The organism is Terrabacter sp. AAH1 (genome assembly GCF_054456855.1).
On record NZ_JBTJJV010000001.1, the window covers coordinates 156,269 to 182,049 of the forward strand.

General features: G+C 70.5%; 28 protein-coding genes. 6 read left to right on the plus strand and 22 right to left on the minus strand.

The window, feature by feature from the left end; all coding sequences use genetic code 11:
* Window positions 1–108 precede the first annotated feature (108 nt).
* From ACXR8F_RS00730 to ACXR8F_RS00740, 3 genes are read left to right on the plus strand one after another with little or no spacing between them, the layout of a single operon-like run.
* A complete protein-coding gene (locus ACXR8F_RS00730) occupies window positions 109–1,476 on the plus strand; it encodes an AI-2E family transporter (RefSeq protein ID WP_458798367.1) in 1,368 nt (455 codons plus the stop codon).
* Between the two features lie 58 nt (window positions 1,477–1,534).
* Window positions 1,535–2,194, plus strand: a complete 660-nt coding sequence (locus ACXR8F_RS00735; RefSeq protein ID WP_458798368.1) for an SAM-dependent methyltransferase — start codon at window positions 1,535–1,537, stop codon at window positions 2,192–2,194.
* 53 nt (window positions 2,195–2,247) lie between these two features.
* Complete coding sequence (locus ACXR8F_RS00740; protein WP_458798369.1) at window positions 2,248–2,748, plus strand: DinB family protein; 501 nt, start codon at window positions 2,248–2,250, stop codon at window positions 2,746–2,748.
* Window positions 2,749–2,754: 6 nt separating this feature from the next.
* On the opposite strand, the gene ACXR8F_RS00745 is transcribed toward ACXR8F_RS00740, so the two are convergent.
* Window positions 2,755–3,063: a hypothetical protein gene (locus ACXR8F_RS00745; protein WP_458798370.1), complete on the minus strand. Its 309-nt coding sequence runs from the start codon at window positions 3,061–3,063 to the stop codon at window positions 2,755–2,757.
* Window positions 3,064–3,079: 16 nt separating this feature from the next.
* Entirely contained in the window at window positions 3,080–4,858 is a 1,779-nt protein-coding gene (locus tag ACXR8F_RS00750; protein ID WP_458798371.1) for a 3-hydroxyacyl-CoA dehydrogenase family protein, read from the minus strand.
* Between the two features lie 106 nt (window positions 4,859–4,964).
* Here ACXR8F_RS00750 and nucS point away from each other — a divergent pair, with 106 nt between their 5' ends.
* The gene (gene nucS, locus ACXR8F_RS00755) at window positions 4,965–5,660 is read left to right on the plus strand and encodes an endonuclease NucS (RefSeq protein WP_045188450.1); all 696 of its coding nucleotides are present in this window, start codon (window positions 4,965–4,967) and stop codon (window positions 5,658–5,660) included.
* 36 nt (window positions 5,661–5,696) lie between these two features.
* Here nucS and ACXR8F_RS00760 read toward each other — a convergent pair whose 3' ends face one another.
* From ACXR8F_RS00760 to murA, 5 genes are all read right to left on the minus strand, one after another.
* Entirely contained in the window at window positions 5,697–6,392 is a 696-nt protein-coding gene (locus ACXR8F_RS00760; protein WP_458798372.1) for a DNA alkylation repair protein, read from the minus strand.
* Window positions 6,392–6,739 (minus strand): hypothetical protein, encoded by a 348-nt coding sequence (locus tag ACXR8F_RS00765; RefSeq protein ID WP_458798373.1) that lies wholly within the window; start codon window positions 6,737–6,739, stop codon window positions 6,392–6,394. The genes ACXR8F_RS00760 and ACXR8F_RS00765 overlap by 1 nt, the downstream gene beginning before the upstream one ends.
* A gap of 18 nt (window positions 6,740–6,757) precedes the next feature.
* Window positions 6,758–8,776 (minus strand): protein meaA, encoded by a 2,019-nt coding sequence (locus ACXR8F_RS00770; protein WP_458798822.1) that lies wholly within the window; start codon window positions 8,774–8,776, stop codon window positions 6,758–6,760.
* Window positions 8,777–8,879: 103 nt separating this feature from the next.
* A complete protein-coding gene (locus ACXR8F_RS00775) occupies window positions 8,880–9,239 on the minus strand; it encodes an STAS domain-containing protein (RefSeq protein WP_045188441.1) in 360 nt (119 codons plus the stop codon).
* Between the two features lie 227 nt (window positions 9,240–9,466).
* Window positions 9,467–10,750, minus strand: coding sequence for a UDP-N-acetylglucosamine 1-carboxyvinyltransferase (gene murA / locus ACXR8F_RS00780; protein WP_458798374.1), 1,284 nt, complete (start codon window positions 10,748–10,750; stop codon window positions 9,467–9,469).
* Between the two features lie 65 nt (window positions 10,751–10,815).
* Here murA and ACXR8F_RS00785 point away from each other — a divergent pair, with 65 nt between their 5' ends.
* On the plus strand, window positions 10,816–11,460 hold the full coding sequence (locus ACXR8F_RS00785) for a cob(I)yrinic acid a,c-diamide adenosyltransferase (protein WP_045188435.1): 645 nt from the start codon (window positions 10,816–10,818) through the stop codon (window positions 11,458–11,460).
* A 139-nt stretch (window positions 11,461–11,599) separates the two neighbouring features.
* Here the strand turns inward: ACXR8F_RS00785 and ACXR8F_RS00790 are convergent, their stop codons facing one another.
* Together ACXR8F_RS00790 and ACXR8F_RS00795 are read right to left on the minus strand one after the other, a co-directional pair.
* Window positions 11,600–12,037: a DUF2550 domain-containing protein gene (locus ACXR8F_RS00790; protein WP_045188433.1), complete on the minus strand. Its 438-nt coding sequence runs from the start codon at window positions 12,035–12,037 to the stop codon at window positions 11,600–11,602.
* Between the two features lie 9 nt (window positions 12,038–12,046).
* Window positions 12,047–12,322: a F0F1 ATP synthase subunit epsilon gene (locus tag ACXR8F_RS00795; RefSeq protein WP_045188430.1), complete on the minus strand. Its 276-nt coding sequence runs from the start codon at window positions 12,320–12,322 to the stop codon at window positions 12,047–12,049.
* Window positions 12,323–12,440: 118 nt separating this feature from the next.
* Between ACXR8F_RS00795 and ACXR8F_RS00800 the strand changes: the two genes are divergently transcribed.
* Window positions 12,441–12,878, plus strand: a complete 438-nt coding sequence (locus ACXR8F_RS00800) for a DUF6918 family protein (RefSeq protein ID WP_045188428.1) — start codon at window positions 12,441–12,443, stop codon at window positions 12,876–12,878.
* A 110-nt stretch (window positions 12,879–12,988) separates the two neighbouring features.
* Here the strand turns inward: ACXR8F_RS00800 and ACXR8F_RS00805 are convergent, their stop codons facing one another.
* From ACXR8F_RS00805 to ACXR8F_RS00865, 13 genes are all read right to left on the minus strand, one after another.
* Entirely contained in the window at window positions 12,989–14,386 is a 1,398-nt protein-coding gene (locus ACXR8F_RS00805) for an NAD(P)/FAD-dependent oxidoreductase (RefSeq protein WP_045188426.1), read from the minus strand.
* Between the two features lie 128 nt (window positions 14,387–14,514).
* Entirely contained in the window at window positions 14,515–15,975 is a 1,461-nt protein-coding gene (gene atpD, locus ACXR8F_RS00810) for a F0F1 ATP synthase subunit beta (protein WP_045188425.1), read from the minus strand.
* A gap of 27 nt (window positions 15,976–16,002) precedes the next feature.
* Complete coding sequence (locus tag ACXR8F_RS00815) at window positions 16,003–16,941, minus strand: F0F1 ATP synthase subunit gamma (RefSeq protein WP_458798375.1); 939 nt, start codon at window positions 16,939–16,941, stop codon at window positions 16,003–16,005.
* A gap of 105 nt (window positions 16,942–17,046) precedes the next feature.
* The gene (atpA, locus tag ACXR8F_RS00820) at window positions 17,047–18,678 is read right to left on the minus strand and encodes a F0F1 ATP synthase subunit alpha (RefSeq protein WP_045188422.1); all 1,632 of its coding nucleotides are present in this window, start codon (window positions 18,676–18,678) and stop codon (window positions 17,047–17,049) included.
* A gap of 91 nt (window positions 18,679–18,769) precedes the next feature.
* Window positions 18,770–19,582, minus strand: coding sequence for a F0F1 ATP synthase subunit delta (locus ACXR8F_RS00825; protein ID WP_458798377.1), 813 nt, complete (start codon window positions 19,580–19,582; stop codon window positions 18,770–18,772).
* On the minus strand, window positions 19,582–20,184 hold the full coding sequence (locus ACXR8F_RS00830; RefSeq protein WP_045188417.1) for a F0F1 ATP synthase subunit B: 603 nt from the start codon (window positions 20,182–20,184) through the stop codon (window positions 19,582–19,584). The genes ACXR8F_RS00825 and ACXR8F_RS00830 overlap by 1 nt, the downstream gene beginning before the upstream one ends.
* 54 nt (window positions 20,185–20,238) lie before the next feature.
* Complete coding sequence (atpE, locus tag ACXR8F_RS00835; protein ID WP_020142944.1) at window positions 20,239–20,448, minus strand: ATP synthase F0 subunit C; 210 nt, start codon at window positions 20,446–20,448, stop codon at window positions 20,239–20,241.
* A gap of 102 nt (window positions 20,449–20,550) precedes the next feature.
* Window positions 20,551–21,330: a F0F1 ATP synthase subunit A gene (gene atpB, locus ACXR8F_RS00840; protein ID WP_045188412.1), complete on the minus strand. Its 780-nt coding sequence runs from the start codon at window positions 21,328–21,330 to the stop codon at window positions 20,551–20,553.
* A gap of 148 nt (window positions 21,331–21,478) precedes the next feature.
* The gene (locus tag ACXR8F_RS00845; protein WP_458798378.1) at window positions 21,479–21,766 is read right to left on the minus strand and encodes a hypothetical protein; all 288 of its coding nucleotides are present in this window, start codon (window positions 21,764–21,766) and stop codon (window positions 21,479–21,481) included.
* Window positions 21,767–21,780: 14 nt separating this feature from the next.
* Window positions 21,781–22,254, minus strand: a complete 474-nt coding sequence (locus tag ACXR8F_RS00850) for a hypothetical protein (RefSeq protein WP_458798379.1) — start codon at window positions 22,252–22,254, stop codon at window positions 21,781–21,783.
* 145 nt (window positions 22,255–22,399) lie between these two features.
* Window positions 22,400–23,497, minus strand: a complete 1,098-nt coding sequence (locus ACXR8F_RS00855; RefSeq protein WP_045188408.1) for a glycosyltransferase family 4 protein — start codon at window positions 23,495–23,497, stop codon at window positions 22,400–22,402.
* A gap of 45 nt (window positions 23,498–23,542) precedes the next feature.
* A complete protein-coding gene (locus ACXR8F_RS00860; protein ID WP_458798380.1) occupies window positions 23,543–24,820 on the minus strand; it encodes a serine hydroxymethyltransferase in 1,278 nt (425 codons plus the stop codon).
* Between the two features lie 48 nt (window positions 24,821–24,868).
* The gene (locus tag ACXR8F_RS00865) at window positions 24,869–25,741 is read right to left on the minus strand and encodes an L-threonylcarbamoyladenylate synthase (RefSeq protein ID WP_458798381.1); all 873 of its coding nucleotides are present in this window, start codon (window positions 25,739–25,741) and stop codon (window positions 24,869–24,871) included.
* Window positions 25,742–25,781 lie beyond the last annotated feature (40 nt).

The window sequence follows — 25,781 nt, forward strand, 5'->3', positions numbered from 1 at the left end:
AGGGCACACGCAGCGCGCGCCCTCCCGCCTCGTACCCGGACGGCGACGCCGGGCCGTGGTCGATGCGGCCCCCGTCCCCGAGGCGACGACTCACGTAGGCTCGCGCACGTGAGCATCTGGGGACGCTGGTCGCGCTACCGGCGCGCTCAGCGTGCCCGGATGGACACCTTCCTCGCGCGCGACCTCGGCCTCGACGAGCGCCCCCCTGGCCCGGACGAGCCCACGCGCGACGGCGCGGGCAGGGACGTCCCCGAGCCTCCGGCGTCACCCGGCGACGTGGAGCCCGGATCGCCGAGCCGCACCCAGCACGACGCGTACGCCCCGGGTGCCGCACCAGGCGAGGAGGGCACCGACGACCCCCAGGGGAACGACGACGCGTACGCCCCGCCCGGACGACCCAAGGGCCCACGGCGCGACTTCGGCCCGACCGGCACCCCCTTCAACCGCCAGTCGCCGTTCTACGTCGGCTTCGTCGGTGCCGTCGGCGTGCTCACCGCGTATGCCGTCGTGCAGGCGGTCGGGCGCCTCGGCACCGTCATCACCCTGCTCGTCATCTCGCTCTTCCTGACCCTGTCGCTCAACCCTCTCGTCGAGGCGCTGACCCGTCGCCGGGTCTCGCGCGGGTGGGCGGTCACCATCGTCTTCCTCGGCGTGCTCGCGGTCTTCACGCTCGTGGGCTGGGTCGTCATCCCGCCCGTGGCCGAGCAGGGCTCCGAGCTGGCCACGAACGCGCCACGCCTCTTCGACAACCTGCTCGCGAACCCGTGGGTCCAGGAGGTCGACCACCGCTACCAGCTGATCCAGCGCATCCAGGAGGAGGTCAACCGTCGCGTCGCCGACGGCAACCTGTGGGCCGGCATCTTCGGTGGCGTGCTCGACGCCGGCAAGCTCATCGCGGCGGGCGTCTTCAGCGTGCTGACGGTCCTGGTCCTCACCCTCTACTTCCTCGCGTCGCTCCCGGCGGTCAAGCAGGCGGCCTACGCCCTGGTGCCCGCCAGCCGGCGCCCGCGCACCGTCTCCCTCTCCGAGGAGGTCATGCGACGCGTCGGGTCGTACGCGATCGGGCAGGTCGTCGTGGCCGCAATCAACGCCTTCTTCGCGTGGATCATGATGAGCCTCATCGACCTGAAGTTCGCCGCCGTGCTGTCCGTCGCCGTCGGCTTCCTGGGGCTCGTGCCCATGGTCGGCGCCACCCTGGGCGCCTCGGTCGTCGCGATCACGGCCTTCTTCGACGAGCCGAAGAAGGCGCTCATCGTCATCATCTACTTCGTCGTCTACCAGCAGATCGAGAACTACGCCGTCATGCCGCGCATCATGCAGCGCACGGTGGCCGTCCCGGGCGCAGTCACCGTCGTCGCCGCGCTGGCCGGCGGCACGCTGCTCGGTATCCTCGGCGCCCTGCTCGCGATCCCCTTCGCCGCCGGAGCGCTGCTGCTCTACGAGGAGGTGCTCGTCCCCAGGCAACGACGCCACTAGGCCCGGAGCACCCGGTGCGCACGCGTGTCGCCCCCGCCGTGGCTCGTACGCTGGCGGCATGGACGCGAGCGCCCGGGCCAGCGACTACTGGACGACCGACGCGGCCACCCGCCTCGGGTACGCGAACGGCGTCAGCGTCGACCCGGAGAAGCCTGCCGACGTCGAGCTGGTCGGTGACTTCCTCGCCCGGTTCCCCGAGTGGGGCGAGCGCGCCGAGGCGGGCGCCGACTACCTCGAGCTCGGATGCGGTGTGGGCGGCGGCCTCCTCGCGCAGCTCCAGCTCTTCCCGCGGCTGCGGGCGACCGCGGTCGAGATCTGCGCCGACCTCGTCGAGGAGGCACGCGCCCGGGCAGAACGGCTCGGGCTCACCGACCGCGTCGAGTTCGTCGTCGCCGACGCAGCGGCCCTCGACCGGCCGGCCAGCGCGGACCTCTGCTTCTGGAGCCAGTTCTTCTTCCCTGCCCCGTCACGGCCGGGGGCACGTGCGGCAGCGCACCGGGCCGTGCGCCCGGGCGGCCTCCTGGCGGCTCCGCTCGTCGCCGCTCCCGCTCGGGACGACGCGAGCCACGTCGCCGCCTTCCGAGCGAAGCTGGCCTCGTGGGACATCCCGCTGCGCACGCCCGCAGAGCTGGCGGCCGAGCTGCGCGACGCCGGCTTCGCCGATCCGCGCATCGTGCGTTCCCCGCTGGGCAGGTCGTTGTTGGTCCGGCGCCCCTGAGCCAGCGAGACCACGACGGTCCAGACTCGTCCGCCGCGTGGCAGGCTCGGCCCATGACCTTCCCGCAGACCTTCGCCCAGGACGTCATCGCCCAGCCGTCCAAGGCCCAGATCGAGTCCTTCGTCGACGAGCACCGCGCGGCGCTGCGGCAGAGCCTCGAGGGCCTGGGCGAGGCGGAGGCGAGGCGTTCCCTCGTGCCGTCGGCCACGACCCTGCTCGGGCTGGTGAAGCACGCGACCTACGTCGAGAAGGTGTGGTTCGACCAGGCCGTCACGGGCCGCAGCCGCGCCGAGATCGGCATCCCGGAGGACTCGAGCGAGTCGTTCCTGCTCACCGACGCCGACACGGTGGAGTCGGTGACACGGGCCCACGCCGAGACGTGCGAGGTCTCGCGCCGTGCGACGGCGTCCATGGGACTCGACGACGTGCTGACGGGCCACCGCCTCGGTGCGCTGCCGTTGCGCTGGGTCTACCTCCACGTGCTGCGCGAGCTCGCCCAGCACTGCGGGCACGCCGACATCCTGCGCGAGCAGGTGCTCGCCGAGCGCCGCTGAAACCGTTCAGCGGTACGCGTTGCCCGGCGGCCTGGCGTCGCGCTTCTGCCAGCACCCGGAGTGCCAGTGCCTCCGGTCGCCGAGACCACCGACGCCCTCGGCCGGCCACACGACGACGTGCGGAACGCCGGGCGGGACGTCCTGCTGGCAACCGGGGCACAGGTACGCCCGGGTGGCGGACGCCCCGCTCACGGCGCGCACGGTCCAGCGCGTGCCGGCATACGCCTCCTCGCGTGTCGACCCGCCCTGGATGCGCGTCACGTCGAGGGGGACGTGCTCGCGCGCGTGCTTGCTGGGTCGACGGCGCGAGGGCATGCCACCAGCCTAGGTGTCAGGCGTACGTGCGGAACCCGCGCCCCGTCTTGCGCCCGAGGTAGCCGGCGGTGACGAGGTGCTCGAGGAGCGGCGCCGGGGCGTAGCCGCGCTCGCGGAACTCGAGGTAGAGCTCGCGCTCGATGGCGAGCGACACGTCGAGGCCGACGACGTCGAGCAGCTCGAACGGGCCCATCGGCAGGCCGCAGCCGGTCTTCATCGCGGTGTCGATGTCGTCGGCCGTCGAGTAGTTGGCCTCGAGCATCTTCACGGCGTCGTTGAGGTACGGGAAGAGCAGCGCGTTGACGATGAAGCCGGCGCGGTCGCCGCACGTCACGGCGTGCTTGCCGATGCTCGCGCAGAGCGCCTGGACGGTGGCGACCACGTCGGGTGCGGTCGAGACCGTGTGCACGACCTCGACGAGCTTCATCACCTGGGCCGGGTTGAAGAAGTGCATCCCGATGACGTCCTGAGGGCGCTTCGTCGCGGCGGCGCACTCGACGACGGGCAGCGAGCTCGTCGTCGTCGCGAGGATCGCACCGGGCCGGCAGATCTCGTCGAGGTTCTCGAAGAGGGCGCGCTTGACGGTCAGGTCCTCGACGACGGCCTCGACGACGAGGTCGACCCGGGCGAGGTCGTCGAGACGCGTCGTGCCGGTCACGCGGGCGAGGGCGGCGTCGCGCTCCTCCTCGGTGGCCTTGCCCCGCTGCACGGCCTTCTCGAGGCTCTTGGCGAGGGCTGCCCGCACGGCCTCGACCTTGGCCTCGCTGCGTGCGACGAACGTGACGTCGAGGCCCGCCTTCGCGAAGACCTCGACCATGCCGGTCGCCATGGTGCCGGAGCCGACGACGCCGACGGTGCTGATCGTGCGAGCGGCACCCGCACCCGAGGCGGTCCCCTTCGGGGTCAGCGCGTCGTCGACGACCTGCGAGCTGCCCGGCTCGGCGTACGTGTAGAAGCCACGACCGCTCTTGCGGCCCTTGAGGCCGGCGCTGACCATCTGCTTGATGATCGGGCTCGGCGCGTGCAGGCGGTCACGCCCCTGCTTGTACATCGTGTCGAGGATCTCGTAGGCGGTGTCGAGACCGATGAGGTCCATCAGCGCGAGCGGGCCCATCGGGTAGCCGCAGCCGAGCTTCATCGCGGCGTCGATGTCCTCGCGCGTGGCGTAGCGGCTCTCGTACATCGACACGGCATGGTTGAGGTAGCCGAAGAGCAGGGCGTTGGCGATGAAGCCCGCCTTGTCGCCGACGATGACCGGCTTCTTGCCGAGCCGCTCTGCGAGCGCCTTGACGTCCTCGAAGATCTCGTCGCTCGTGATGACGGTCTTGATGACCTCGACGAACTGCAGCACCGGCGCCGGGTTGAAGAAGTGCATGCCGACGACCCGCTTGGGGTTGATCGTGGCCACGGCGATCTCGGTGACGGGCAGCGAGCTCGTGTTGGTCGCGAGGATCGCGTCGTCGCTGACGATCGTGTCGAGCCGGCCGAAGATCTCCTTCTTGAGGTCGAGGTGCTCGGGCACGGCCTCGACGACGAGCTGGCACTCCTTGAGGTCGGCCATGTCGCTCGTGAACTGCACGCGGTCGTGCAGCGCGGCCTGGTCGTCGGCGCTGAGCTTGCCGCGGGAGACGGCACGGTCGGTCGAGTGCTGGAGCACCCCCCGGCCCTTCTCGACCGCCTCGTCGGTGACCTCGACCGCGACGACGTCGATGCCGTTGCGTGCGAAGACCTCGACGATGCCGGCACCCATGGTGCCGAGTCCGATGACGCCAACCTTGGTGAACTCACGAGCCATGCGCCAGAGTCTCGCAGAGGGCGTGTGCCGCCCACACCCGTCCTCGGGGTGACGCTCCCCACGCCGGGTGCGCGCGAGCGCCTGCGCCCTGCCCTAGGGTGGTCCGGTGCGTCTCGTCATTGCCCGCTGCAGCGTCGACTACGACGGCCGGCTCACGGCCCACCTCCCGCTCGCGACCCGGCTGCTCCTCGTCAAGTCCGACGGCTCGGTGCTCGTGCACAGCGACGGCGGCTCGTACAAGCCGCTCAACTGGATGTCGCCGCCGTGCACCATGGCCGAGGTCGAGCCCGACGAGACGCAGGCCGGCGACGGCGTCGTGGCCGTGTGGCGCGTCCAGCACGCCAAGAGCGAGGACCGCCTCACCGTCCTCATCCACGAGGTGCTGCACGACTCGGAGCACGAGCTCGGCGTCGACCCGGGCCTGGTCAAGGACGGCGTCGAGGCGCACCTGCAGAAGCTGCTCGCCGAGCACATCCACACCCTCGGCCACGGCTGGTCGCTCGTGCGCCGCGAGTACATGACCGCCATCGGGCCGGTCGACATCCTCGCGAAGGACTCGTCGGGCGTCAGCGTGGCGGTCGAGATCAAGCGTCGCGGCGAGATCGACGGCGTCGAGCAGCTGACCCGCTACCTCGAGCTGATGAACCGCGACCCGCACCTGGCCCCTGTCACCGGCGTCTTCGCCGCGCAGCAGATCAAGCCGCAGGCACGCACCCTCGCCGAGGACCGCGGCATCCGGTGCGTCGTGCTCGACTACGACGCCCTCAAGGGCATCGACGACGCGGAGTCCCGCCTCTTCTGACACCGGCCCGGTATGCCGTCCGGCCGGCCCGCATCGTCAGCGCCCGACCCAGCGGGCCCGGAGCTCGGGCGGCAGCTTCTCGACGGCCAGGCGAACCGCCGACCTCGGCATCGTGTCGACGTGCGACTCGAGGAAGGCGACGAGTCGGTCGCGGTCGCGCTCGCCCGCGTGCTTGAGGAAGATGCCGACCGGCTTGTGCACCAACGGATCCCGGTCGTCGTGCAACGTCGAGGCGATCTCGTAGCCCGCCTCCACGTCGGTCACGTCGAGGAAGCCGAGGGGTGCCGTCATCGCGGTGCGACGGCGCAGCGGATCGGGTGACGCCGCGAGGTCGCGCAGGATCTGCTTGTCCTTGCCGACGAGCCACTGGCCGATGACACGCGGCGCGGCACGGTCGACCATGTCCCACGACGTGATGGCGTGGTGGTGCCCGAGGTAGGTGCGAGCCAGCGTGCCGCGCTCGTGCGCCCCGGTGCGCTTGCGCCGGGCCTTGAAGTCGAGCACGCAGAACGCTGCGAGCCGCGGCTCGTAGGCCGGGTGCGCCAGCAGCCGCTGCACCTCCGCGAGGGGCATTCCGGTGTGCGTCCTCGCCACGGCGAAGAGCGTGCCCATGCGGACGCCCAAGGCCGCCTCGCCGTCGGTGAGGCGGGCCTGTACCTTCGCGAGGTCCGCCTCGGTGGCTGCCTGCCCGAGCTCTGCGACGACCGCGGCAGCGGTCGACGCACGCGGCATCAGGCGAGTCCCTCGATGGGCTGGCGGGTCGTCCCGTCGGCGTCGACGAGCAGCATCACGGGCTCGGTGTCCGCGCCACCCCGCACGACGACGATGCACTCGCCGCGGTGGCGGTCGACGAGCTCGCCGAACCCCTCGGAACCGTCGTGGAGGTCACCGTGCCCGAGGTGCGAGGGCACGCCCAGGTCGTCCGCCAGGGTCTCGACGGGGCCCGTGTCGGGGACGTCGTCGGCGGCATACACCGCCTGGACCTTCTCGAGATGGATCGCCGAGGCGAGCCAGGCGACGTCGGACAGCCCCGGAGGGTTCACCACGACGATCCGTGCGGCGCACTGCAGGTCGCTCATGCTCCGACGCTACGCCAGTCAGGCCGGCGCGGTCTCGAGCGGCGCGAGTCCGCGAGCGGCCCGGATGACCCCGACCATCTCGCCCATGATGTCGTTGAGCCCGAAGTCCTTCGGGGTGAAGACCATCGCCACCCCGGCCGCCTTGAGGGCCGCGGCGTCGGACTCGGGGATGATGCCGCCGACGATGACCGGCACGTCGGCCGCACCTGCCGCCGCGAGCCCCCGCAGCACCTCGGGCACGAGCTCCATGTGCGAGCCGCTGAGGATCGACAGGCCCACGAGGTGGACGTCCTCGGCCACGGCGGCGGCGACGATCTGCTCGGGCGTCAGGCGGATGCCCTGGTAGACGACCTCGAAGCCGGCGTCGCGCGCCCGCACGGCCACCTGCTCGGCGCCGTTGCTGTGCCCGTCGAGCCCGGGCTTGCCCACGAGGATGCGCAGCTTCTCGCCGAGGTCCTCGCCCGTGCGGGCCACGAGGTCCCGGACCCGCGCCAGGGCGTCACCGGGCTCGCTGGAGCCGACGCCGACAGAGCCGGAGACACCTGTCGGAGCGCGGTACTCACCGAACTGCTCGCGCAGCGCGGCGGCCCACTCCCCCGTCGTCACCTCGGCCCGAGCACACTCGAGCGAGGCGGCCATGAGGTTGGTCCCGGAGGCCGCGTCGGCCCGAAGCCGATCGAGCGCCGCGACTGCCCGGTCGCGGCGGGCCGGGTCGGCGTCACGCGACTCGCGCCACACGCGTACGGCCTCGGCGGCCTCGCGCTCGACGCCCGCGTCGACGGTCTGGATGGCCGTGTCGAGGTCGGCGGTGAGCGGGTTCGGCTCGGTGGTCTCGAACTTGTTGAGGCCCACGATGATCGAGTCGCCTGCCTCGATGCGGCGCCGGCGCTCCGCGTGCGACGCGACGAGGGCGGACTTCATGTAGCCCGACTCGACGGCGGCGACGGCGCCGCCCATCTCCTCGATGCGCGCCATCTCGGCCTTGGCGCCGGCGACGAGCTCGGCGACCTTGGCCTGGACGACGACCGAGCCGGTGAAGAGGTCGTCGTACTCGAGCAGGTCGGACTCGTAGGCGAGCACCTGCTGCATGCGCAGGCTCCACTGCTGGTCCCACGGGCGCGGCAGGCCGAGCGCCTCGTTCCACGCCGGCAGCTGGATGGCCCGGGCCCGGGCGTCCTTCGAGAGCGTCACGGCGAGCATCTCGAGGACGATGCGCTGCACGTTGTTCTCGGGTTGTGCCTCGGTGAGGCCGAGGCTGTTGACCTGCACGCCGTAGCGGAAGCGACGCGCCTTGGCGTCGGTCACGCCGTAGCGCTCACGGGTCAGCTCGTCCCAGAGCTCGACGAAGGCGCGCATCTTGCACATCTCCTCGACGAAGCGCACGCCGGCGTTGACGAAGAAGGAGATCCGCGCGACGACGCTCGGGAACTCGTCGGCGGGCACCTGGCCGGAGTCGCGCACGGCATCGAGCACCGCGACCGCGGTGGACATGGCGTACGCGATCTCCTGGACGGGCGTCGCCCCGGCCTCCTGCAGGTGGTAGCTGCAGATGTTGATGGGGTTCCACTTCGGGATCTCGCGCACCGTGTAGGCGACCATGTCGGTGATGAGCCGCAGCGACGGCGCGGGCGGGAACACGTAGGTGCCCCGCGAGAGGTACTCCTTGATGATGTCGTTCTGCGTCGTGCCGGCGAGCGCGTGCACCCAGTCGGCGGGGTCGTCACCGGCCGCCTCGGCCTGCCGCTCGGCGGCGACCTGGTAGAGGGCGAGCAGCCACATCGCCGTCGCGTTGATCGTCATCGACGTGTTCATCTCGCGCAGCGGGATCGCCTCGAAGAGCGCCTCCATGTCGCCGATGTGGCTGATCGGCACGCCGACCTTGCCGACCTCGCCGCGCGAGAGCACGTGGTCGGGGTCGTAGCCGGTCTGGGTGGGCAGGTCGAAGGCGACGGACAGGCCGGTCTGGCCCTTGGCGAGGTTGCGGCGGTAGAGCGCGTTGCTCGCAGCGGCGCTCGAGTGGCCGGCATACGTGCGCATGACCCACGGACGGTCGGGCGTCACCCGGGCGGTCGGGTGCGGTGTGCTCTCCGTCGAAGACATGGCTCGACGGTAGCGGCGGGGTGCTGCGGTGGGGAGGCGCTCAGGCGGTGAGAGGCGCCACAGTAGCGGCCGGGTGGCGCGGCGCGAGGATCCGCTCCAGACGACAGCCACGCAGCAGACGCGTCGTGCGGTCGCTCGCGTCGACGAGGAGCAGGCGCCGCTCCGCGCGCGTGGCGCGGCGGTGCAGGTGGACGATGACCCCGAGACCCGTCGCGTCACCGATCTCGGCATCGCCCAGGTGGAGACGGAGCTCCCCCGGCCCGAGAACGATCACGGCGTGGATGGCGTCGCGGATGTCGGGAACGGTGTGGACATCGAGTCGACCCTCGATGATCACGTCATGGCCGTCGGGTGCATCAAGCACTCTGACCGGTCCCCTGCGGTGGGTGTTCAGCGTCATGTAGACCCCTCTCAACGCTGTGCCGTCACCCATGATGACGCGCCAGCCTCCCGAAACGTTGCCCCTAGGAGTCAAGAAGTGGTCAAGAAAATACGTACGTCGAGACAAAGTTCCAGGCCGCCCCGGAACGGCTTCCGGCGGGTCCGGACAAAGCGGGCAGCCAAGCCCGCAGTCGCGGGCGACCGGCCTCGGGCGGCCTCGGGCGGCCTCGGGCGGCCTCGGGCGGCCTACTCGAAGGGCGCGTCGTCGGGCTCGCGGGTGACGTCGGCGCCGAGGGCCCGAAGCGCCTCCTCGAACCGGGGATAGCCGCGGTCGATGTGGTGCACGCCGCTGACGAGCGTGTCGCCCTCGGCGACGAGCCCCGCCAGGACGAGGGCCGCACCGGAACGGATGTCGCTGCTCTCGACGGGCGCGCCCGAGAGGATCGGCACCCCGTGGATCATGACGTGGTGCCCGTCGACCTGGGCGTCCGCGCCGAGGCGGGCGAGCTCCTGGACGGTGCGGAAGCGGGCCTCGAAGAGGTTCTCGGTGATCATCGCCGAGCCCTCGGCGACCGCGTTGCAGGTGAGCGCGAAGGGCTGCAGGTCGGTCGGGAATCCCGGGTAGGGCAGCGTCGCGACGTCGAAGGCCCGCACGGTGCGCCCCTTCGCCGAGACGCGGAACCCGCGGTCGGTCGTCTCGACGTGGCACCCGGCCCGCTCCAGAGCGCCGAGCGGCGCCCGCAGGTGGTCGGCGACCCCGCCGACGACCTCGATGTCGCCGCGGGTCGTGACGGCGGCGAAGGCCCACGTGCCGGCCGCGATGCGGTCGGGCACGACGGCGTGCTCGCACGGTGACAGGGACTCGACACCGGAGACGGTGATGCGCGACGTGCCCGCACCCTCGACGCGGGCTCCCATGGCGTTCAGCATCTCGGCGATGTCGACGATCTCGGGCTCCTTGGCCACGTTGTCGATCGTCGTCGTGCCGCGGGCCAGGACCGAGGCGGTGAGGATGTTCTCGGTGGCGCCGACGCTCGGGAAGTCGAGCCGGATCTCGGCGCCGTGCAGACCGTGCGGGGCGGTTGCGACGAGGTAGCCGTGGGTGACGTGCACCTCCGCGCCCAGGGCCTCCAGACCGGCCGCGTGCAGGTCGAGGCCGCGCGAGCCGATCGCGTCGCCGCCCGGCACCGCGACGTCGGCCTCACCGACGCGGGCCACGAGCGGGCCGAGCACCGAGATCGAGGCACGCAGGGCACGCACGAGCTCGTAGTCGGCGCGGTGGCCGATGCGCTCCGGCACGTCGAGCACCACGGTGCCCGCAGCCGCGTCGTAGTCGACGCCCACCCCGAGCCGACGCAGCAGCTCGGCCATGATCGTCACGTCGGCGATGGCCGGCACGTTCGTGAGGGTGGTGCGGCCGACCGCGAGCAGGGCCACCGCCATGAGCTTCAGGGCACTGTTCTTGGCCCCCACGACGGCGACCTCGCCGACGAGGTTCGCGCCGCCGACGACCCGGAATCGCTCTCTCACCCACCGAACCCTATCGGCCACCGACCGCCGCCGAGCCCGGCTCCGGCGGGTGAGAGAGTGTGCCCATGGTCAACCTGACGCGGATCTACACGCGCACCGGCGACGACGGCACGACGAGCCTCGGCGACTTCTCACGGGTCAGCAAGAACGACGCCCGGCTCCACGCGTACGCCGACTCCAACGAGGCCAACGCGGCCATCGGCATCGCGGTCGCGTGCGGGGACCTCCCCGACGAGGTGACGGCGACGCTTCAGCGCGTGCAGAACGAGCTCTTCGACGTCGGGGCCGACCTGTCGACGCCCCTCCGGCACACGTACGACTACCCGCCGCTGCGGGTCGAGCAGCCGTGGATCGACGACCTCGAGGCCGACTGCGACCACTACCTCGAGTCGGTCGAGAAGCTGCGGTCGTTCATCCTGCCCGGCGGCACCGCAGGGTCCGCGCACCTGCACCTCGCGACGACGATCGTGCGTCGCGCCGAGCGCTCGGCCTGGGCGGCCGTCGACCAGCACGGCACCGAGCCGGCGCCCGAGGGCACCGACGTGCGCGGTGTCGGCGGCGTCAACGTGCTGACGGCCAAGTACCTCAACCGGCTCTCGGACCTGCTCTTCATCCTCGCGCGGGTCGCCAACAAGCCGATCGGCGGCGACATCCTCTGGCAGCCGGGTGGCGGCCGGGTCGAGAAGCCCGAGCGCCACCGCAAGCACTGACTCCACCCGAAAGACGCGGGTCGCCGCTGAGCAGCGCCGGTTTCGCTCAGCGACGTCGCAGGACTGCGGCGCTGCTGAGCGGCGCCCTGCCACGTGAGCCGGAACGGGGCACGTCCCGCGCCCCTGCTGCCCGGCGAGGTCAGGCGACGTTGACGTTGTAGCCGGGGGGCGCGGCCTCCTGCCACGACCGCAGCGCGGTGTAGGCCGGGCCCTGCAGGGCCAGCTCGAAGACCTTGTCACCGTCGGTGCAGGGGACGCGGCTCGCGTCGGGCAGCAGCGGGATCGAGTCGCGCCCGACGAGCAGCTCCGGGGCGTCGAGGATGAGCCGCTGGCGCAGCCACCGGTGCTTCGGGCGCACGGAGACGCCCCCGAGCGCGTGCCACTCGAGGGCGTTGTCACCGAACCGGATCAGACCCAAGCGCCAACGGTCGGTCTGCGTGCAGCGCAGACCGCAGAGCGTCAGGGGCAGGCCCTTGGCGATGTAGCGGCGGCGCAGGTACGTCGTCGCGAGGACGACCACCGCGACCACCAGGAGCGTGCCGATCACGATCTCGGTCGAGACGAGAACGGACGGCACGCGGTGGCCTCAGTTCGCCTGGAGCGACGACGCGTCGACGTGCTCGGCCACGATCGTGACCACGTCGGAGTCGACCGACAGGAAGCCGCCGTCGACGGTCACCGTGCGACGGTCGCCCTCGAGCGACTCGATGGCGACCTCGCCCTCGACGAGGACGCCGAGGAGCGGCGTGTGGCCGGGCAGGATGCCCAGCTCGCCCGAGATGGACCGGGCGCGTACGAACTTGGCCTCGCCCTCCCAGACCTTCCGGTCGGCGGCAACCATCTCAACCTTGAGCGAACTCACGTTTCCTCCGGATCGTGGGGGTGTGCTCTGCAGTTTAGTGCCTCTGGAAGGATGCTCCGTACGCGAGGTGGCACGGGCCGCCCGCGCCGATTCCCCACCTCCACAGGAGTCATTACCGATGAGCACTGCCGTGTCCGATGCCCTGCTCGAGCCGACCCGCCGCCCGGTGGCCGTCGCGACCCTCACCGACGTCATCGACGCCGAGGTCGCCGACAAGTCCGGCCTCGGGGGCGCCGCCGTCAAGGCCGGCTACGCCGCCGCGAAGAAGCTGGGCGGCAACTTCGTCTCGAGCGCCACAGACCGACTGCTCCCCCAGTTCGCCACGGCGCTCGACCCGTTCTGGGCGACCAAGGGAGAGCAGTCGTTCGGCGCGCACCTCGCCGCGCAGCCCGACGCCGCAGCCGACGCCCTGCTGGCCGTCACCGACACGAAGGCCGCGAGCACCTCGCACGGGGCGGCCGCGAAGGTCTACGGCTCGCTGCGCGGAAAGGCCAAGGAGCACGTCGTGGCCGCCCTCCCTCGCCTCGGTGCCGCCGTGGAGCGCCTCGTCCCCTGAGCGGCCTCCCGAGCCGTCCACCGGGCGTGCGCTGACGCCGACCACGTATGCCGCTGGGCCGGCTCCCGAGGGTGGGAGCCGGCCCAGCGGCGTCTCGTGACAGAGGCCGGTCAGTCGGCCTGGGCCTCGTGCGGTCGGTCCTTCTCGAGCCGAGGCAGCTCGGGGCTGTAGTCGGAACCGAGGTCGGCGATCGCCTGCCTCGCGAAGACCTGCTGCTCGGTCACGACCCGCTCGGAGCGGCCGCGCCCGATGAAGGTGACGACCCAGTGCAGCAGCGTCGTGATGCGGTGCTTGAAGCCGATGATGTAGACGAGGTGCACGGCCAGCCAGAGGATCCAGGCGAAGAAGCCGCTGAACTGGGCCTTGCCCACCGAGGCGACGGCCGAGAAGCGTGAGATCGTCGCCATCGAGCCCTTGTCGAAGTACTCGAACGGGCCCTTCGGCGGCTTGCCCTCGAGCCGGCGCTCGATCTGCTCTGCGGCGTAGCGACCGCCCTGGATCGCGACCTGCGCGACTCCCGGCAGGCCACGCAGGGCCATCATGTCGCCGACGACGAAGACCTCGGGGTGACCGGGCAGCGTGAGGTCGTCGTTCACCTCGACGCGGCCGGCGCGGTCGACGCCGGCTCCGGACTGCTCGGCGAGCCGGCGCCCGAGCGGCGACGCGCTGACGCCGGCCGCCCACACCTTGCAGACCGACTCGATGCGCTCGCGCGAGCCGTCGTCGGTCTCGACCTCGATGCCGGTGGAGTCGACGTCGACAACCTTGGCGCCGAGGCGCACCTCGACTCCCATCTCGGTGAGGCGCTTGACGGCGCGCTCGCCGAGCTTCTCGCCGAACGACCCGAGCACGGCCGGCGCGGCGTCGAGCAGGATGACCCGCGCCTTGGTCGGGTCGATGCGCCGGAAGTCGCGGCGCAGGGTGCGCTTGGCCAGCTCGGAGATCTGACCGGCCATCTCGACGCCGGTCGGGCCCGCGCCGACGACGACGAAGGTCATGAGGCGCTCGACCTCGGCCGGCGTCGAGGCGAGCTCGGCCAGCTCGAACGAGCCGAAGATGCGCCCACGCAGCTCGAGCGCGTCGTCGATCGACTTCATGCCCGGGGCGTGGCGGGAGAACTGGTCGTTGCCGAACCACGACTGGCCCGCACCCGCCGCGACGATGAGCGAGTCGTAGGGCGTGACGGTCTCGCGGCCGACCGCCGTGTGCGTCACGGTCCGCGCATCGAGGTCGATGTCGGTGACGTCGCCGAGCAGCACCTTGGCGTTGCGCTGCCGGTGCAGCACCTCGCGCGTCGAGGGCGCGATCTCGCCCTCGGACAGGATGCCGGTCGCCACCTGGTACAGCAGCGGCTGGAACAGGTGGTGCGTGGTGCGGGCGATGAGGGTGACGTCGACGTCGGCGCCCTTCAGCTTCTGTGTGCTGAACAGTCCTCCGAAGCCCGAGCCGATGACCACGACGCGGTGGCGCGACGCGGTGGACGGGGTGGGCGAGGTGGGCTGAGTCATGACGGCGGCTCCTTGCTGCTCGACAGGTTCTCGTCAACTCCTACAACGCGACGGCGCCGGCATCCCTTTCGGGACACCGGCGCCGGCGCATGTCTGCTCGATCACACTGGTGGTCGAGTGGTGCGAGCTCAGAGGTTCTTCTGGATCTCCGCCCACTGGCGCTCGACGTCGTCGAGGCCACCGCACATGAAGAAGGCCTGCTCGGCGACGTGGTCGTACTCGCCGTCGGCGATCTTCGTGAAGGCCTCGATGGTGTCGGACAGCGGAACCGTCGAGCCCTCGATGCCGGTGAACTGCTTGGCGACGTAGGTGTTCTGCGACAGGAACCGCTGGATGCGACGAGCGCGGTTGACGAGGATCTTGTCCTCTTCGGAGAGCTCGTCGATACCGAGGATCGCGATGATGTCCTGGAGCTCCTTGTTGCGCTGCAGGATCGACTTGATGCGCACGGCCGTGTTGTAGTGCTCGGTCGTGATGTAGCGCGGGTCGAGGATGCGCGAGGTCGAGGACAGCGGGTCGACGGCGGGGTAGATACCCATCGACGCGATGTCACGCGAGAGCTCCGTCGTCGCGTCGAGGTGCGCGAACGTCGTGGCCGGGGCCGGGTCGGTGTAGTCGTCGGCCGGCACGTAGATCGCCTGCATCGAGGTGATCGAGTGACCACGCGTCGAGGTGATGCGCTCCTGGAGGGTGCCCATCTCGTCGGCGAGGGTGGGCTGGTAGCCCACGGCGGACGGCATACGGCCGAGGAGGGTCGAGACCTCCGAGCCGGCCTGGGTGAAGCGGAAGATGTTGTCGATGAAGAGGAGCACGTCCTGCTTCTGGACGTCGCGGAAGTACTCCGCCATCGTCAGCGCCGACAGGGCGACACGAAGACGCGTGCCCGGCGGCTCGTCCATCTGGCCGAAGACGAGGGCGGTCTGGCCGAGGACGCCGGCCTCCTCCATCTCGACCATGAGGTCGTTGCCCTCACGGGTGCGCTCGCCGACACCGGCGAACACCGACACACCACCGTGGTCGCGGGCGACGCGGGCGATCATCTCCTGGATGAGCACCGTCTTGCCGACACCGGCGCCACCGAAGAGGCCGATCTTGCCACCCTGGACGTACGGGGTGAGCAGGTCGATGACCTTGATGCCCGTCTCGAACATCGTGGTCTTGGACTCGAGCTGGTCGAAGGCCGGGGCCTTGCGGTGGATGCCCCAGCGCTCCTTGACGTCGAGGGTCTCACCCTCCTTGAGGTTCATGCACACTCCGGTGGTGTTGAACACCTTGCCGAGCGTGACGTCACCCACGGGCACGGTGATCGGGCCACCGGTGTCCTGCACGGCCGAGCCACGCACGAGGCCGTCGGTCGGCTGGAGCGAGATGGCGCGGACCATGTTGTCGCCGATGTGCTGGGCGACCTCGAGGTTGAGCTCCCTCGTCTCACCGGCGAGGGTGACCTCCGTCGTGAGCAGGTTGTACTGCTCGGGCATCGCGTCGGAGGGGAACTCGACGTCGACGACCGGGCCGATGATGCGGGAGATGCGGCCGACGCCACCCGCGGCCGGAGCCGTCCAGGCGGTGTCGCTGACAGTTGCAGTCATGGTGGTCTGCTTCCTTACCTGTGGGCGTTACTTCGTGGCGTCGGCGAGGGCGTCTGCGCCGCCCACGATTTCGCTGATCTCTTGGGTGATGCCGGCCTGGCGGGCCTGGTTGGCGAGACGCTCGTACTTCTTGATGAGCTCGCCGGCGTTGTCGGTCGCGGACTTCATCGCGCGCTGGCGGGCGGCCAGCTCGGAGGCGGCCGAGCTGAGCAGCGCGGTGAAGATGCGGTTGCGCACGTACTTCGGCAGCAGCAGGTCGAGCACCTCGGCGGCACCCGGCTCGAAGGAGTACTCGGGCGGGATCTGCCCCTCCTCGTAGCGGTTCACCGACAGGTCGAGGTCGCTGTCCTCGCCGGCCTCGTCGGCCTCCACGACCTCGAGCGGCAGCAGCCGCAGGACGTGCGGGTCCTGGCGGACCATCGAGCGGAACCGAGTGAAGACGACGTGGATCTCGTCGTTGCCGCCCTCCTCGGTGTCCTTGAGGAAGTCGGCCGTGATGCGGTCGGCGATCTCCTTGGCGTTCTCGAACGTCGGAGCGTCGGAGAAGCCGGTCCACTCGGCGGCGTACTCGCGCTTGCGGAACTTGTAGTAGCTCACGGCCTTGCGACCGACGAGGTAGGGCACGACCTCCTTGCCCTCGGCGGTCAGCCTGGAGATCAGCTCCGCGCTCTCCTTGATCGCCGCGACGGAGTAGGCACCGGCAAGTCCGCGGTCCGCCGTGATGATGACGACGCCGGCCCGCTTCGCGGTCTCCTTCGCCGTCGTCAACGGGTGGTCCTCGTTCGTGTTGGTCGCCACCGCGGACACGGCGCGCGTCAGCGCGGTCGTGTACGGCATCGCCTCGGTGGCCCGCTGGCGGGCCTTGACGACGCGTGCGGCCGCGATCAGCTCCATCGCGTTGGTGATCTTCTTGATGGAGTTGACGGACTTGATGCGCTGGCGGTAGATCCGCATCTGCGCTCCCATGTGCTCCGCCTCTCTTGGTCTCTAAAGGTCTGTGGTTGCCGACAGGGTGGGCTCACGCCCGCTTCCGTATGCCGCCCGGCCGGGCCGGGCGGCATACGGAAGGTGTCACTTCTGCTTGACGATCTTCGCCTGGGTGATCTGGTCGTCGGCGATCTCGTCGAACTCCTCGTTGCCGGCCTCGAGGCCGTCACGCCCGGTGCCGCGGAAGGTGAACTTCACCTCGTCGACGACCTTGGTGAGGGCCGCCTCGGTGTCCTCGTCGAGCTTGAGGGTCTCGCGGATCGTCTGGAGGATCTTGCCGTCGCGACGCAGGGTCTCGAGCAGCTCGGTCTCGAACGCGCGGACGTCCTCGACGGCGACGTCGTCCAGCTTGCCGGTGGTGCCGGTCCAGATCGAGACCACCTGCTCCTCGACGGGGTACGGCGAGCTCTGCGGCTGCTTGAGCAGCTCGACGAGGCGCGCACCACGGGCGAGCTGGGCACGCGACGCGGGGTCGAGGTCGGAGGCGAACATCGCGAACGCCTCCATGGCGCGGAACTGCGCGAGGTCGAGCTTGAGTCGACCGGCGACCGACTTCATCGCCTTGATCTGCGCGGCACCGCCGACTCGGGAGACCGAGACACCCACGTCGATGGCGGGACGCACGTTGGCGTTGAACAGGTCGGCCTGGAGGTAGATCTGGCCGTCGGTGATCGAGATGACGTTGGTCGGGATGTACGCCGAGACGTCACCGGCCTTGGTCTCGATGATCGGCAGACCCGTCATCGAGCCGTGGCCCAGGTCGTCGGACAGCTTCGCGCAGCGCTCGAGGAGCCGGCTGTGCAGGTAGAAGACGTCACCCGGGTAGGCCTCGCGGCCCGGCGGACGGCGCAGCAGCAGCGACACGGCGCGGTAGGCCTCGGCCTGCTTGGACAGGTCGTCGAAGACGATGAGGACGTGCTTGCCCTGGTACATCCAGTGCTGGCCGATGGCCGAGCCGGTGTAGGGCGCGAGGTACTTGAAGCCCGCCGAGTCGGACGCCGGGGCCGCGACGATCGTGGTGTACTCGAGCGCGCCGGCCTCCTCGAGGGTGCCGCGGACCGACGCGATGGTCGAGCCCTTCTGGCCGATGGCGACGTAGATGCAGCGGACCTGCGCGTCGGGGTCACCCGACTCCCAGTTGCGCTTCTGGTTGATGATCGTGTCGATCGCGACCGTGGTCTTGCCGGTCTGGCGGTCGCCGATGATGAGCTGGCGCTGGCCGCGGCCGATCGGCGTCATGGCGTCGATCGACTTGATGCCGGTCTGCAGCGGCTCGTGCACCGACTTGCGCTGGACCACCGTGGGGGCCTGCAGCTCGAGGGCGCGGCGCGCCTCCGACGCGATCTCGCCGAGACCGTCGATGGGGTTGCCGAGCGGGTCGATGACGCGACCGAGGAAGTCGTCGCCGACCGGGACGGAGAGGACCTCGCCCGTGCGCTTGACGACCTGGCCCTCCTCGATGCCGGCGAAGTCACCGAGCACGACGACGCCGATCTCGTGAACGTCGAGGTTCAGGGCGAGGCCGAGCGTGCCGTCCTCGAACTGGAGCAGCTCGTTGGTCATGGCCGAGGGCAGTCCCTCGACGTGAGCGATGCCGTCACCGGCGTCGGTGACGCGGCCGACCTCTTCGCGGGAGGCCGCGCCGGGCTCGTAGGACTGGACGAACGAGTCCAGTGCGTCCCGGATCTCCTCCGGACGGATCGAAAGCTCCGTCATGTCAGATCTTCTCCTCGGTTTCGACCCGCGGAACGGGCCGGTGGTTGTTCACAGCTTGTGGTGGGCGCTGTGTCGGGCGCTGTGGTGGCGCTCAGGCGCCCATGGCCCGGCGGGCCGCGTCGAGCTTGCGGATGACGGTGCCGTCGATGACCTCGTCACCGATCTCGACCTTGACCCCGCCCACGACCCGGGGGTCGACGACGGTGTTGACGTGGACCGTGCCGCCGTAGATGGAGGCGAGGCCCGCGGCGAGGCGGGCGCGGTCGTCGTCGGTGAGCGGGACGGCCGAGGTGACGACGGCCGTCTGCTGCTCGCGGCGCCTCGAGGCCGTCTCGAGGTAGGACTCGACGACCCGGTCGAACCGGCGCCCGCGGGCGGCGACGACGGCCTGGCGAGCCAGCACGAGCGTCTCGGGCGCCACCTTGTCGCGAAGCAGCGAGGACACGAGGTCGGCACGCTTGTCGGCCGGCGCCTGGGAGTCGGTCAGGGCCGCCCGCAGCGCGGGGTCGGCCGCGACGATGCGCTCGAAGCGGAACAGCTCGTCCTCGACGCGGTCGGCGCGGTCGCCTGCCTCGGCCGAGGCGATGACGGACTCGACGGCATACGCCTCGAGGGTGTCGGAGAGGTCACGCTCGGAGCTCCAGCGCTGGCTGACGACTCCCTTGAGCACGACCAGCGCCTCGGCACTGACCTTGCCGGAGAGGAGCCGCTCGGCGAGCTGCGCCTTCTCGGAGCCCTCGCGCGAAGGGTCGGCGACCGCGCGACGCAGGGTCGCGTTGCCGTCGAGCAGGTCGACGACGGCGAACAGCTCCTCGGCCAACCGCGACCGGTCGGCACCGGCCGCGAGCGCACCGGTGAAGGCGTCGCGGCTGGTCGCCGCTGCTGCGCGTGAGGGTCCCTGCATCAGGCGTCTCCGCCCTGGCTGCCGGCGGGGCCGCCGACCTTCTCGCGCACGACCTCGCCCGACTCGAGCTCGGCGAGGAAGCGCTCGACGATGCCCTTCTGGCGGGTCTCGTCGTGCAGCGACTCACCGACGATGCGGCTCGCGAGGTCGGTCGAGATGCGGCCGACGTCGTTGCGGAGCGAGACCACGGCCTGCTGGCGCTCGGCCTCGATCTGCTTGTGCGCCGTGTCGGTGATCCGCGCCGCCTCGGAGGCTGCGTGCTCGCGCATCTCGGCGATGATCTGCGCACCCTGGGCCTTCGCGTCCTCACGGATGCGGGCGGCCTCGGAGCGGGCCTCGACGAGCTGTGCCTGGTACTGCTCGAGCGCGGCCTGGGCCTGGGCCTGGGCCTCCTCGGCCTTGTTCATGCCGCCCTCGATGGCCGCGGTGCGCTCGGCGTAGATCTGCTCGAGGCGCGGAACGACCTTCGTCTTGACGACGTAGTAGAGGATGGCGAAGCACGCGAGGCCGAAGAAGAACTCCAGCGGGTGCGGGATGATCGGTGCCGCGGTGGCCCAGAAGCCGCCCTCGCCGCCCTCGGCGGTCACGGTCACTGCTTGCATGAGGTGCTCCTCGTGAGAATCGAACGATGTCTCGGGATGCCCCGGGAAGGGGCGTCAGCCCTTGAAGACGAAGGCGAGCGCGATACCGAAGATGGCGAGCGCCTCGGTGATGGCCATGCCGAGGAAGGCGATCGGCTGGAGCATGCCGCGGGCCTCGGGCTGACGGGCGACGCCGTTGATGTAGGCGGCGAAGATCAGACCGACACCGATACCGGGGCCGATGGCGGAGAGGCCGTAACCGAGGATGGCGATGTTGCCAGTCATGTTTGTTCCATTCCTTCTTGTGTTGTCCGGCTGGCGGTTGTCAGCCGGGCTGGGCGAAGCTCGGGTCGTGCAGGTGGTGCAGTCGGTGAAATCGGTGGGCGCTCAGTGCTCGTCGGCGACCGCGCCGGCGATGTAAAGAGCGGCGAGCAGGGTGAAGACATAGGCCTGCAGGAACTCGACCAGCAGCTCGAAGAGCGTCATGACGAAGGCGAAGACCCACGTGACGCCGCCGGCGGCGATGAGGATGCCGCCCGAGGTGAGCATGTACCAGCCGCCGGTGATGAACAGCACCATGAGGATGTGACCGGCGAACATGTTGCCGAAGAGTCGCAGTGCCAGGGTGACGGGGCGGGTGAAGAGGTCGGTGATCAGCTCGAGGATGAAGATCGGGATGATCATGCCCTTGGGCAGGCCAGCCGGGACGAGCGACTTCCAGTAGCCGAGGAAGCCGTGCTTCTTCATGCCGACGACGTGGAAGACGACCCAGACGATGAGGGCCAGGGCGATCGGGAAGCCGATGCGGCTCATCGTCGGGTAGCTCATCGGCGGGATGACGCCGAAGAAGTTGTTGACGAGGATCAGCACGAACATCGAGAACAGCAGCGGCACGAACTTCATGAACTCGTGGCTGCCGATGAGGTCCTTGGCTACGCCGTTGCGCACCAGGCCGTAGACGGCCTCGGTGCCCATCTGCCCGCGGCTCGGGACGAGGGCCTTCTTCTTCGTGGTGGCGAGCAGCCACCAGATGATGAGGCCGGTCGCGAAGACCATCAGGAAGATGGGACGCGTGATCGCCCACGCACCGTCACCGATGAGGGGCTGCCAGAACTCCTCGACACCGGGGGCGGTGTAGTCCGTCGGGGCGGCGGCCACGATGCTCACGGGTTACTCCTTCGTAGGTTCTGGGCACTTCGGGTGACGCTCTGCGTCAGCGGTGCTGGATCAACGCCTGGCTTCGTGCTGCCGGCGGGATCCCAGGTCGGCGTGCTGGCTCGGTGCGCGCTGTGCGACAGCACGGGGGCCGCTGGGCTCAATGGGTACCGTATCGGAACCAGATCAGGTAGAGCGACAGGGCCATCCCACCCACGATCCCGGCTCCGACGAGCCACGACGTGCCGAGCCAGTGGTCGGCCAGGGCACCCAGGCCGCCGTAGACCAGCGGTCCTGACAGCAGGTAGGCGACGGCACGCCACGCCGAGTCCTGCTCGCGGCTGTTGAACGCACGCAGCTCCTCGGCCTTCTCGGCCGCCGTGGGCTCGGACGGCTCGGATGGCTCGGACGACGTGGTGGGCTCGTCGGGCGGTGTGGGGGTGGTCATGGTGACCTTCCGTGTCACGGCTCATCACGCGGCTCCCGGCTCTGCGGCTGGTCGAGCGAGGCCTCGCCGTCGGGGTCGTAGGCGAAGATGCGCAGCCGCTTGTAGGCGCGCATCTCGAAGAACAGCCAGACGACGGCGCAGACCGTGACGGACAGTCCGATGGCGTAGCCGGACGCCCAGGTGACGTCGCGCAGCGCGAACATGATGACGCCGAGGACGACCACCTTGAAGGTGTACGTCGCCATCACGATCATCATCGTCGTCGTGGGCGGGAGGTCGGCCGTGCGCTTCATGACGAGCAGCGTGAGGCTGAAGAAGAAGATCACGAGTGCGGCGCCCAGCGCGGCCGACCAGGCGGCCTTGGGGCTCGAGAAGAGTCCGACGACGACGCACACGAGGCCGGCGGCGGCGGTCGGCAGCAAGGACCCCCGGAGGAGCTGCGCGAACGCATCGGACTGTGATGCGCTCGGGGCCGGTGTGGCGCTCAAGAAAACCTGCCTGGGTGCGTCGTGAGGCGTAGTGCGGGCGGGACCTGGGCTTGATCCGGGTGAGGCTCGGATCGACTGCGCGTGAAGCGATTTCAGCGCCTCGGAGAGCCTCTCTCAGACTCCCCTCAGGTGCTTGTGAATGCTATCACAAGCGCTCGGAGGGCCTCCACCGCGGAAGCCAGACGGTGAGCACGACCCCCAGCGCGGCCGCCGCACCCACGACCGCGAGCGGACGCGGTCCGTCCCAGATCACGAAGGAGACGGAGCCGAGCGCCACGATGGCCGCCCACAGGTAGAGGATGAGCACGGCCCGGCGGTGGCCGTGCCCGATGCGCAGCATCCGGTGGTGCAGGTGCAGGGCGTCGGGGTGCCAGGGCCGCTTGCCGGCGCGGGTGCGCCGCACGACGGCGAGCAACATGTCGAGCAGCGGCAGCAGCAGCACCGCGAGCGGCACGAGGATCGGCAGGAACGCCGCGGACACCTCGTTGGTGCTGACCTCGCCGGGGTCGACGTTGCCCGTCAGGGTGATGGTCGCGGCCGACAGGAGCAGCCCGAGCGTCAGCGCACCGGAGTCCCCCATGAAGAGCCGGGCCGGGTGGAAGTTGTGCGGCAGGAAGCCGGCGCAGCACCCGACCAGGGCTGCGGAGATGAGGGTCGCCGTGGAGAAGACGTTGGCCGGCTGGAAGGCCTTGGACACCGAGTAGCTGTAGACGAAGAAGGCCAGGGCCGCGATGCCGACGACCCCCGCCGCGAGTCCGTCGAGGCCGTCGATGAAGTTGACCGCGTTGGTCGAGGCGATGACGACGACGACGGTCACGAGCACGAGCACCGGGGTGGGCAGGATCGTCGTGCCGAAGATCGGCAGCGAGAGCAGCTGCACACCCGTGTAGGCCATCAGCCCGGCGGCGAGCATCTGCCCCGCGAGCTTGGTCAGCCAGTCGAGCTCACGGATGTCGTCGAAGGCCCCGAGGAGGCAGACGATGCCGCCGGCGACGAGGACGCCCCACAGCTGGCGCGTCGAGAAGAGCCCGCCGAGGTACGGGAGCGCGCGGGCGACGAGGACCGCCGCGACGAAGCCCACGTAGATGCCCACTCCCCCGAGTCGGGGGATCGGCGTCTTGTGGACGTCGCGCTCACGGACGGCCGTGAAGGCCCCCGTCGCCACCGCGACGCTGCGGATGAAGGGTGTGGCGAGGTACGTGACCGCGGCGGCCACGATGAGGACGAGGACGTACTCGTGCACCTACCGACCTTCGTTCGTGCCCCGACGCGTGCGGGCGGACCCCACTCAGCGAGGGTATGCCGGGAAGCGCGTCACGAGGTCGGTGACCTCTGCGCGCACCTGCTTGCTCACGGCGTGCTCGGGGTCGGCGTCGCCCTTGGTCACGGCCGTGTGGATGAGGGAGGCGATGGTCTTCATCTCCTCGATGCCCATCCCCTGGGTCGTCACCGACGGGGTGCCCACGCGGATGCCCGAGGCGATGTTCGGCTTCTGCGGGTCGAAGGGGATCGCGTTCTTGTTGAGCACGATGCCCGCCGCGTCGGCGCGCTCCTCGGCCTCCTTGCCGGTGACGCCCACGCCCTGCAGGTCGAGCAGCGAGAGGTGCGTGTCGGTGCCGCCGGTGGTCGGGCGGATGCCGACCTCCTTGAGGCTCTCGGCGAGCTGCTGGCTGTTGGCGATGACGTCCTTGGCGTACTGGGCGTACTCGGGGCTCGCGGCCTCCTTGAAGTTGACCGCCTTCGCCGCGATGGTGTGCATCTGCGGGCCCCCCTGCATCATCGGGAAGACGGCCTTGTCGAGGGCGGCCTGGTGCTCGGCCTTGCAGACGAGCGCGCCGGAACGCGGGCCGCGCAGCACCTTGTGCGTGGTGAAGGTGACGACGTCGGCGTAGGGCACCGGCGACGGGATCGCCTTGCCGGCGACGAGACCGATGAAGTGGGCGGCGTCGACCCAGAGGATCGCGCCGACCTCGTCGGCGATGGCGCGGAAGCGCTCGAAGTCGATGAGCCGCGGGATCGCCGAGCCGCCGGCGCAGATCACCTTGGGCCGGTGCTCCTTGGCGAGCGCCTCGACCTGGTCGTAGTCGATGTCCTCGGACTGCTTGTCGACGCCGTAGTGGACGGCGTTGAACCACTTGCCGGAGAAGGAGACCTTCGTGCCGTGCGTGAGGTGGCCGCCCATCGGCAGCGCCATCGCGAGGATGGTGTCGCCCGGGGCCATGAAGGCGCCGTAGACGGCCTGGTTGGCGCTGGCGCCCGAGTGCGGCTGGACGTTCGCGTGGTCGGCGCCGAAGAGCTCCTTGGCGCGGTCGATGGCGATCTGCTCGGCCTTGTCGACCTCGGAGCAGCCGCCGTAGTACCGGCGACCGGGGTAGCCCTCGGCGTACTTGTTCGACAGGGTCGACCCGAGGGCCGTCAGCACGGCCGGCGAGCTGATGTTCTCGCTGGCGATGAGCTGCAGTCCCCCGCGGATGCGGTCGAGCTCGGACAGGAGCACCCCCGCGATGTCGGGGTCGAAGGACTGGAGGGCGCCGAAGTCGGAGCCGTAGAACGTGTCGTCAGCCATGGGGGATCTCCGGGTGGGTCGGGAGTGGGGCGCGAGCGCTAGCCAACTCTATGCCGTCGGGGGACGCTCGCCCGAGGGGCTCTCGGGCGGCGGCAGCTCGCCCTGGACGACGACCGCCGACGAGAAGCCGGTGGGCTCGTCGGAGGACACCGCCTCGGGCGCGGCTCCGGAGCCGTAGGGGTTGGTCTCGGGCTCGTAGTCGAGCCCGGCGTCGTCGGGCCCGTCGGCGCCGTCTGCCCCATCCGCCCCGTCGGCCCCTTCGGCTCCTTCGGCCCGGTCGGGTTCGGCCTCCGGCTCCAGCGCGGCGTCGATGTCGGCCTGCGAGAGGGCGCCGTGGCGCAGGGTCACGGGCGTCTCTCCCGTGCAGTCGACGATGGTCGACGGCTGTCCCTCGCCGGCCGGGCCGCCGTCGAGGTAGACCGCGACGGACTCGCCGAGCATCGCCACCGCCTCGTCGACGGTGCGAGCCGCGGGGTCGCCGGTCGTGTTGGCGCTCGTGACCGCCATCGGGCCGATGTCGCCGAGCAGCTCGAGGGCGAGCTCGTTGTCGGGCACGCGCAGCGCGACGGTGCCGTTGGTGTCGCCGAGGTCCCAGTGCAGCGACGTCTGGGCCTTGAGCACCAGCGTCAGCGGCCCCGGCCAGAAGCGCTCCATGAGGCGCTGGGCGTAGTCGGGCACCTGGGTGGCGAGCCCCTGGGCGGTGCGGGCCGTCGGGATGAGCACCGGCGGCGGCATGTCGCGGCCGCGGCCCTTGGCGGCGAGCACCGACGCGACGGCGTCGGCGTCGAAGGCGTCACACCCGATGCCGTAGACGGTGTCGGTCGGCAGGACGACGATCTCACCGCGTCGGACGGCGGCCCCGGCGGCCGGGATGCCCTCGGCGCGCTGCTCGGGATCGGTGCAGTCGTAGCGCTCGCTCACGGTGGCGAGCCTACTTGTCGCAGCTCGCCCGGCCCGGCCC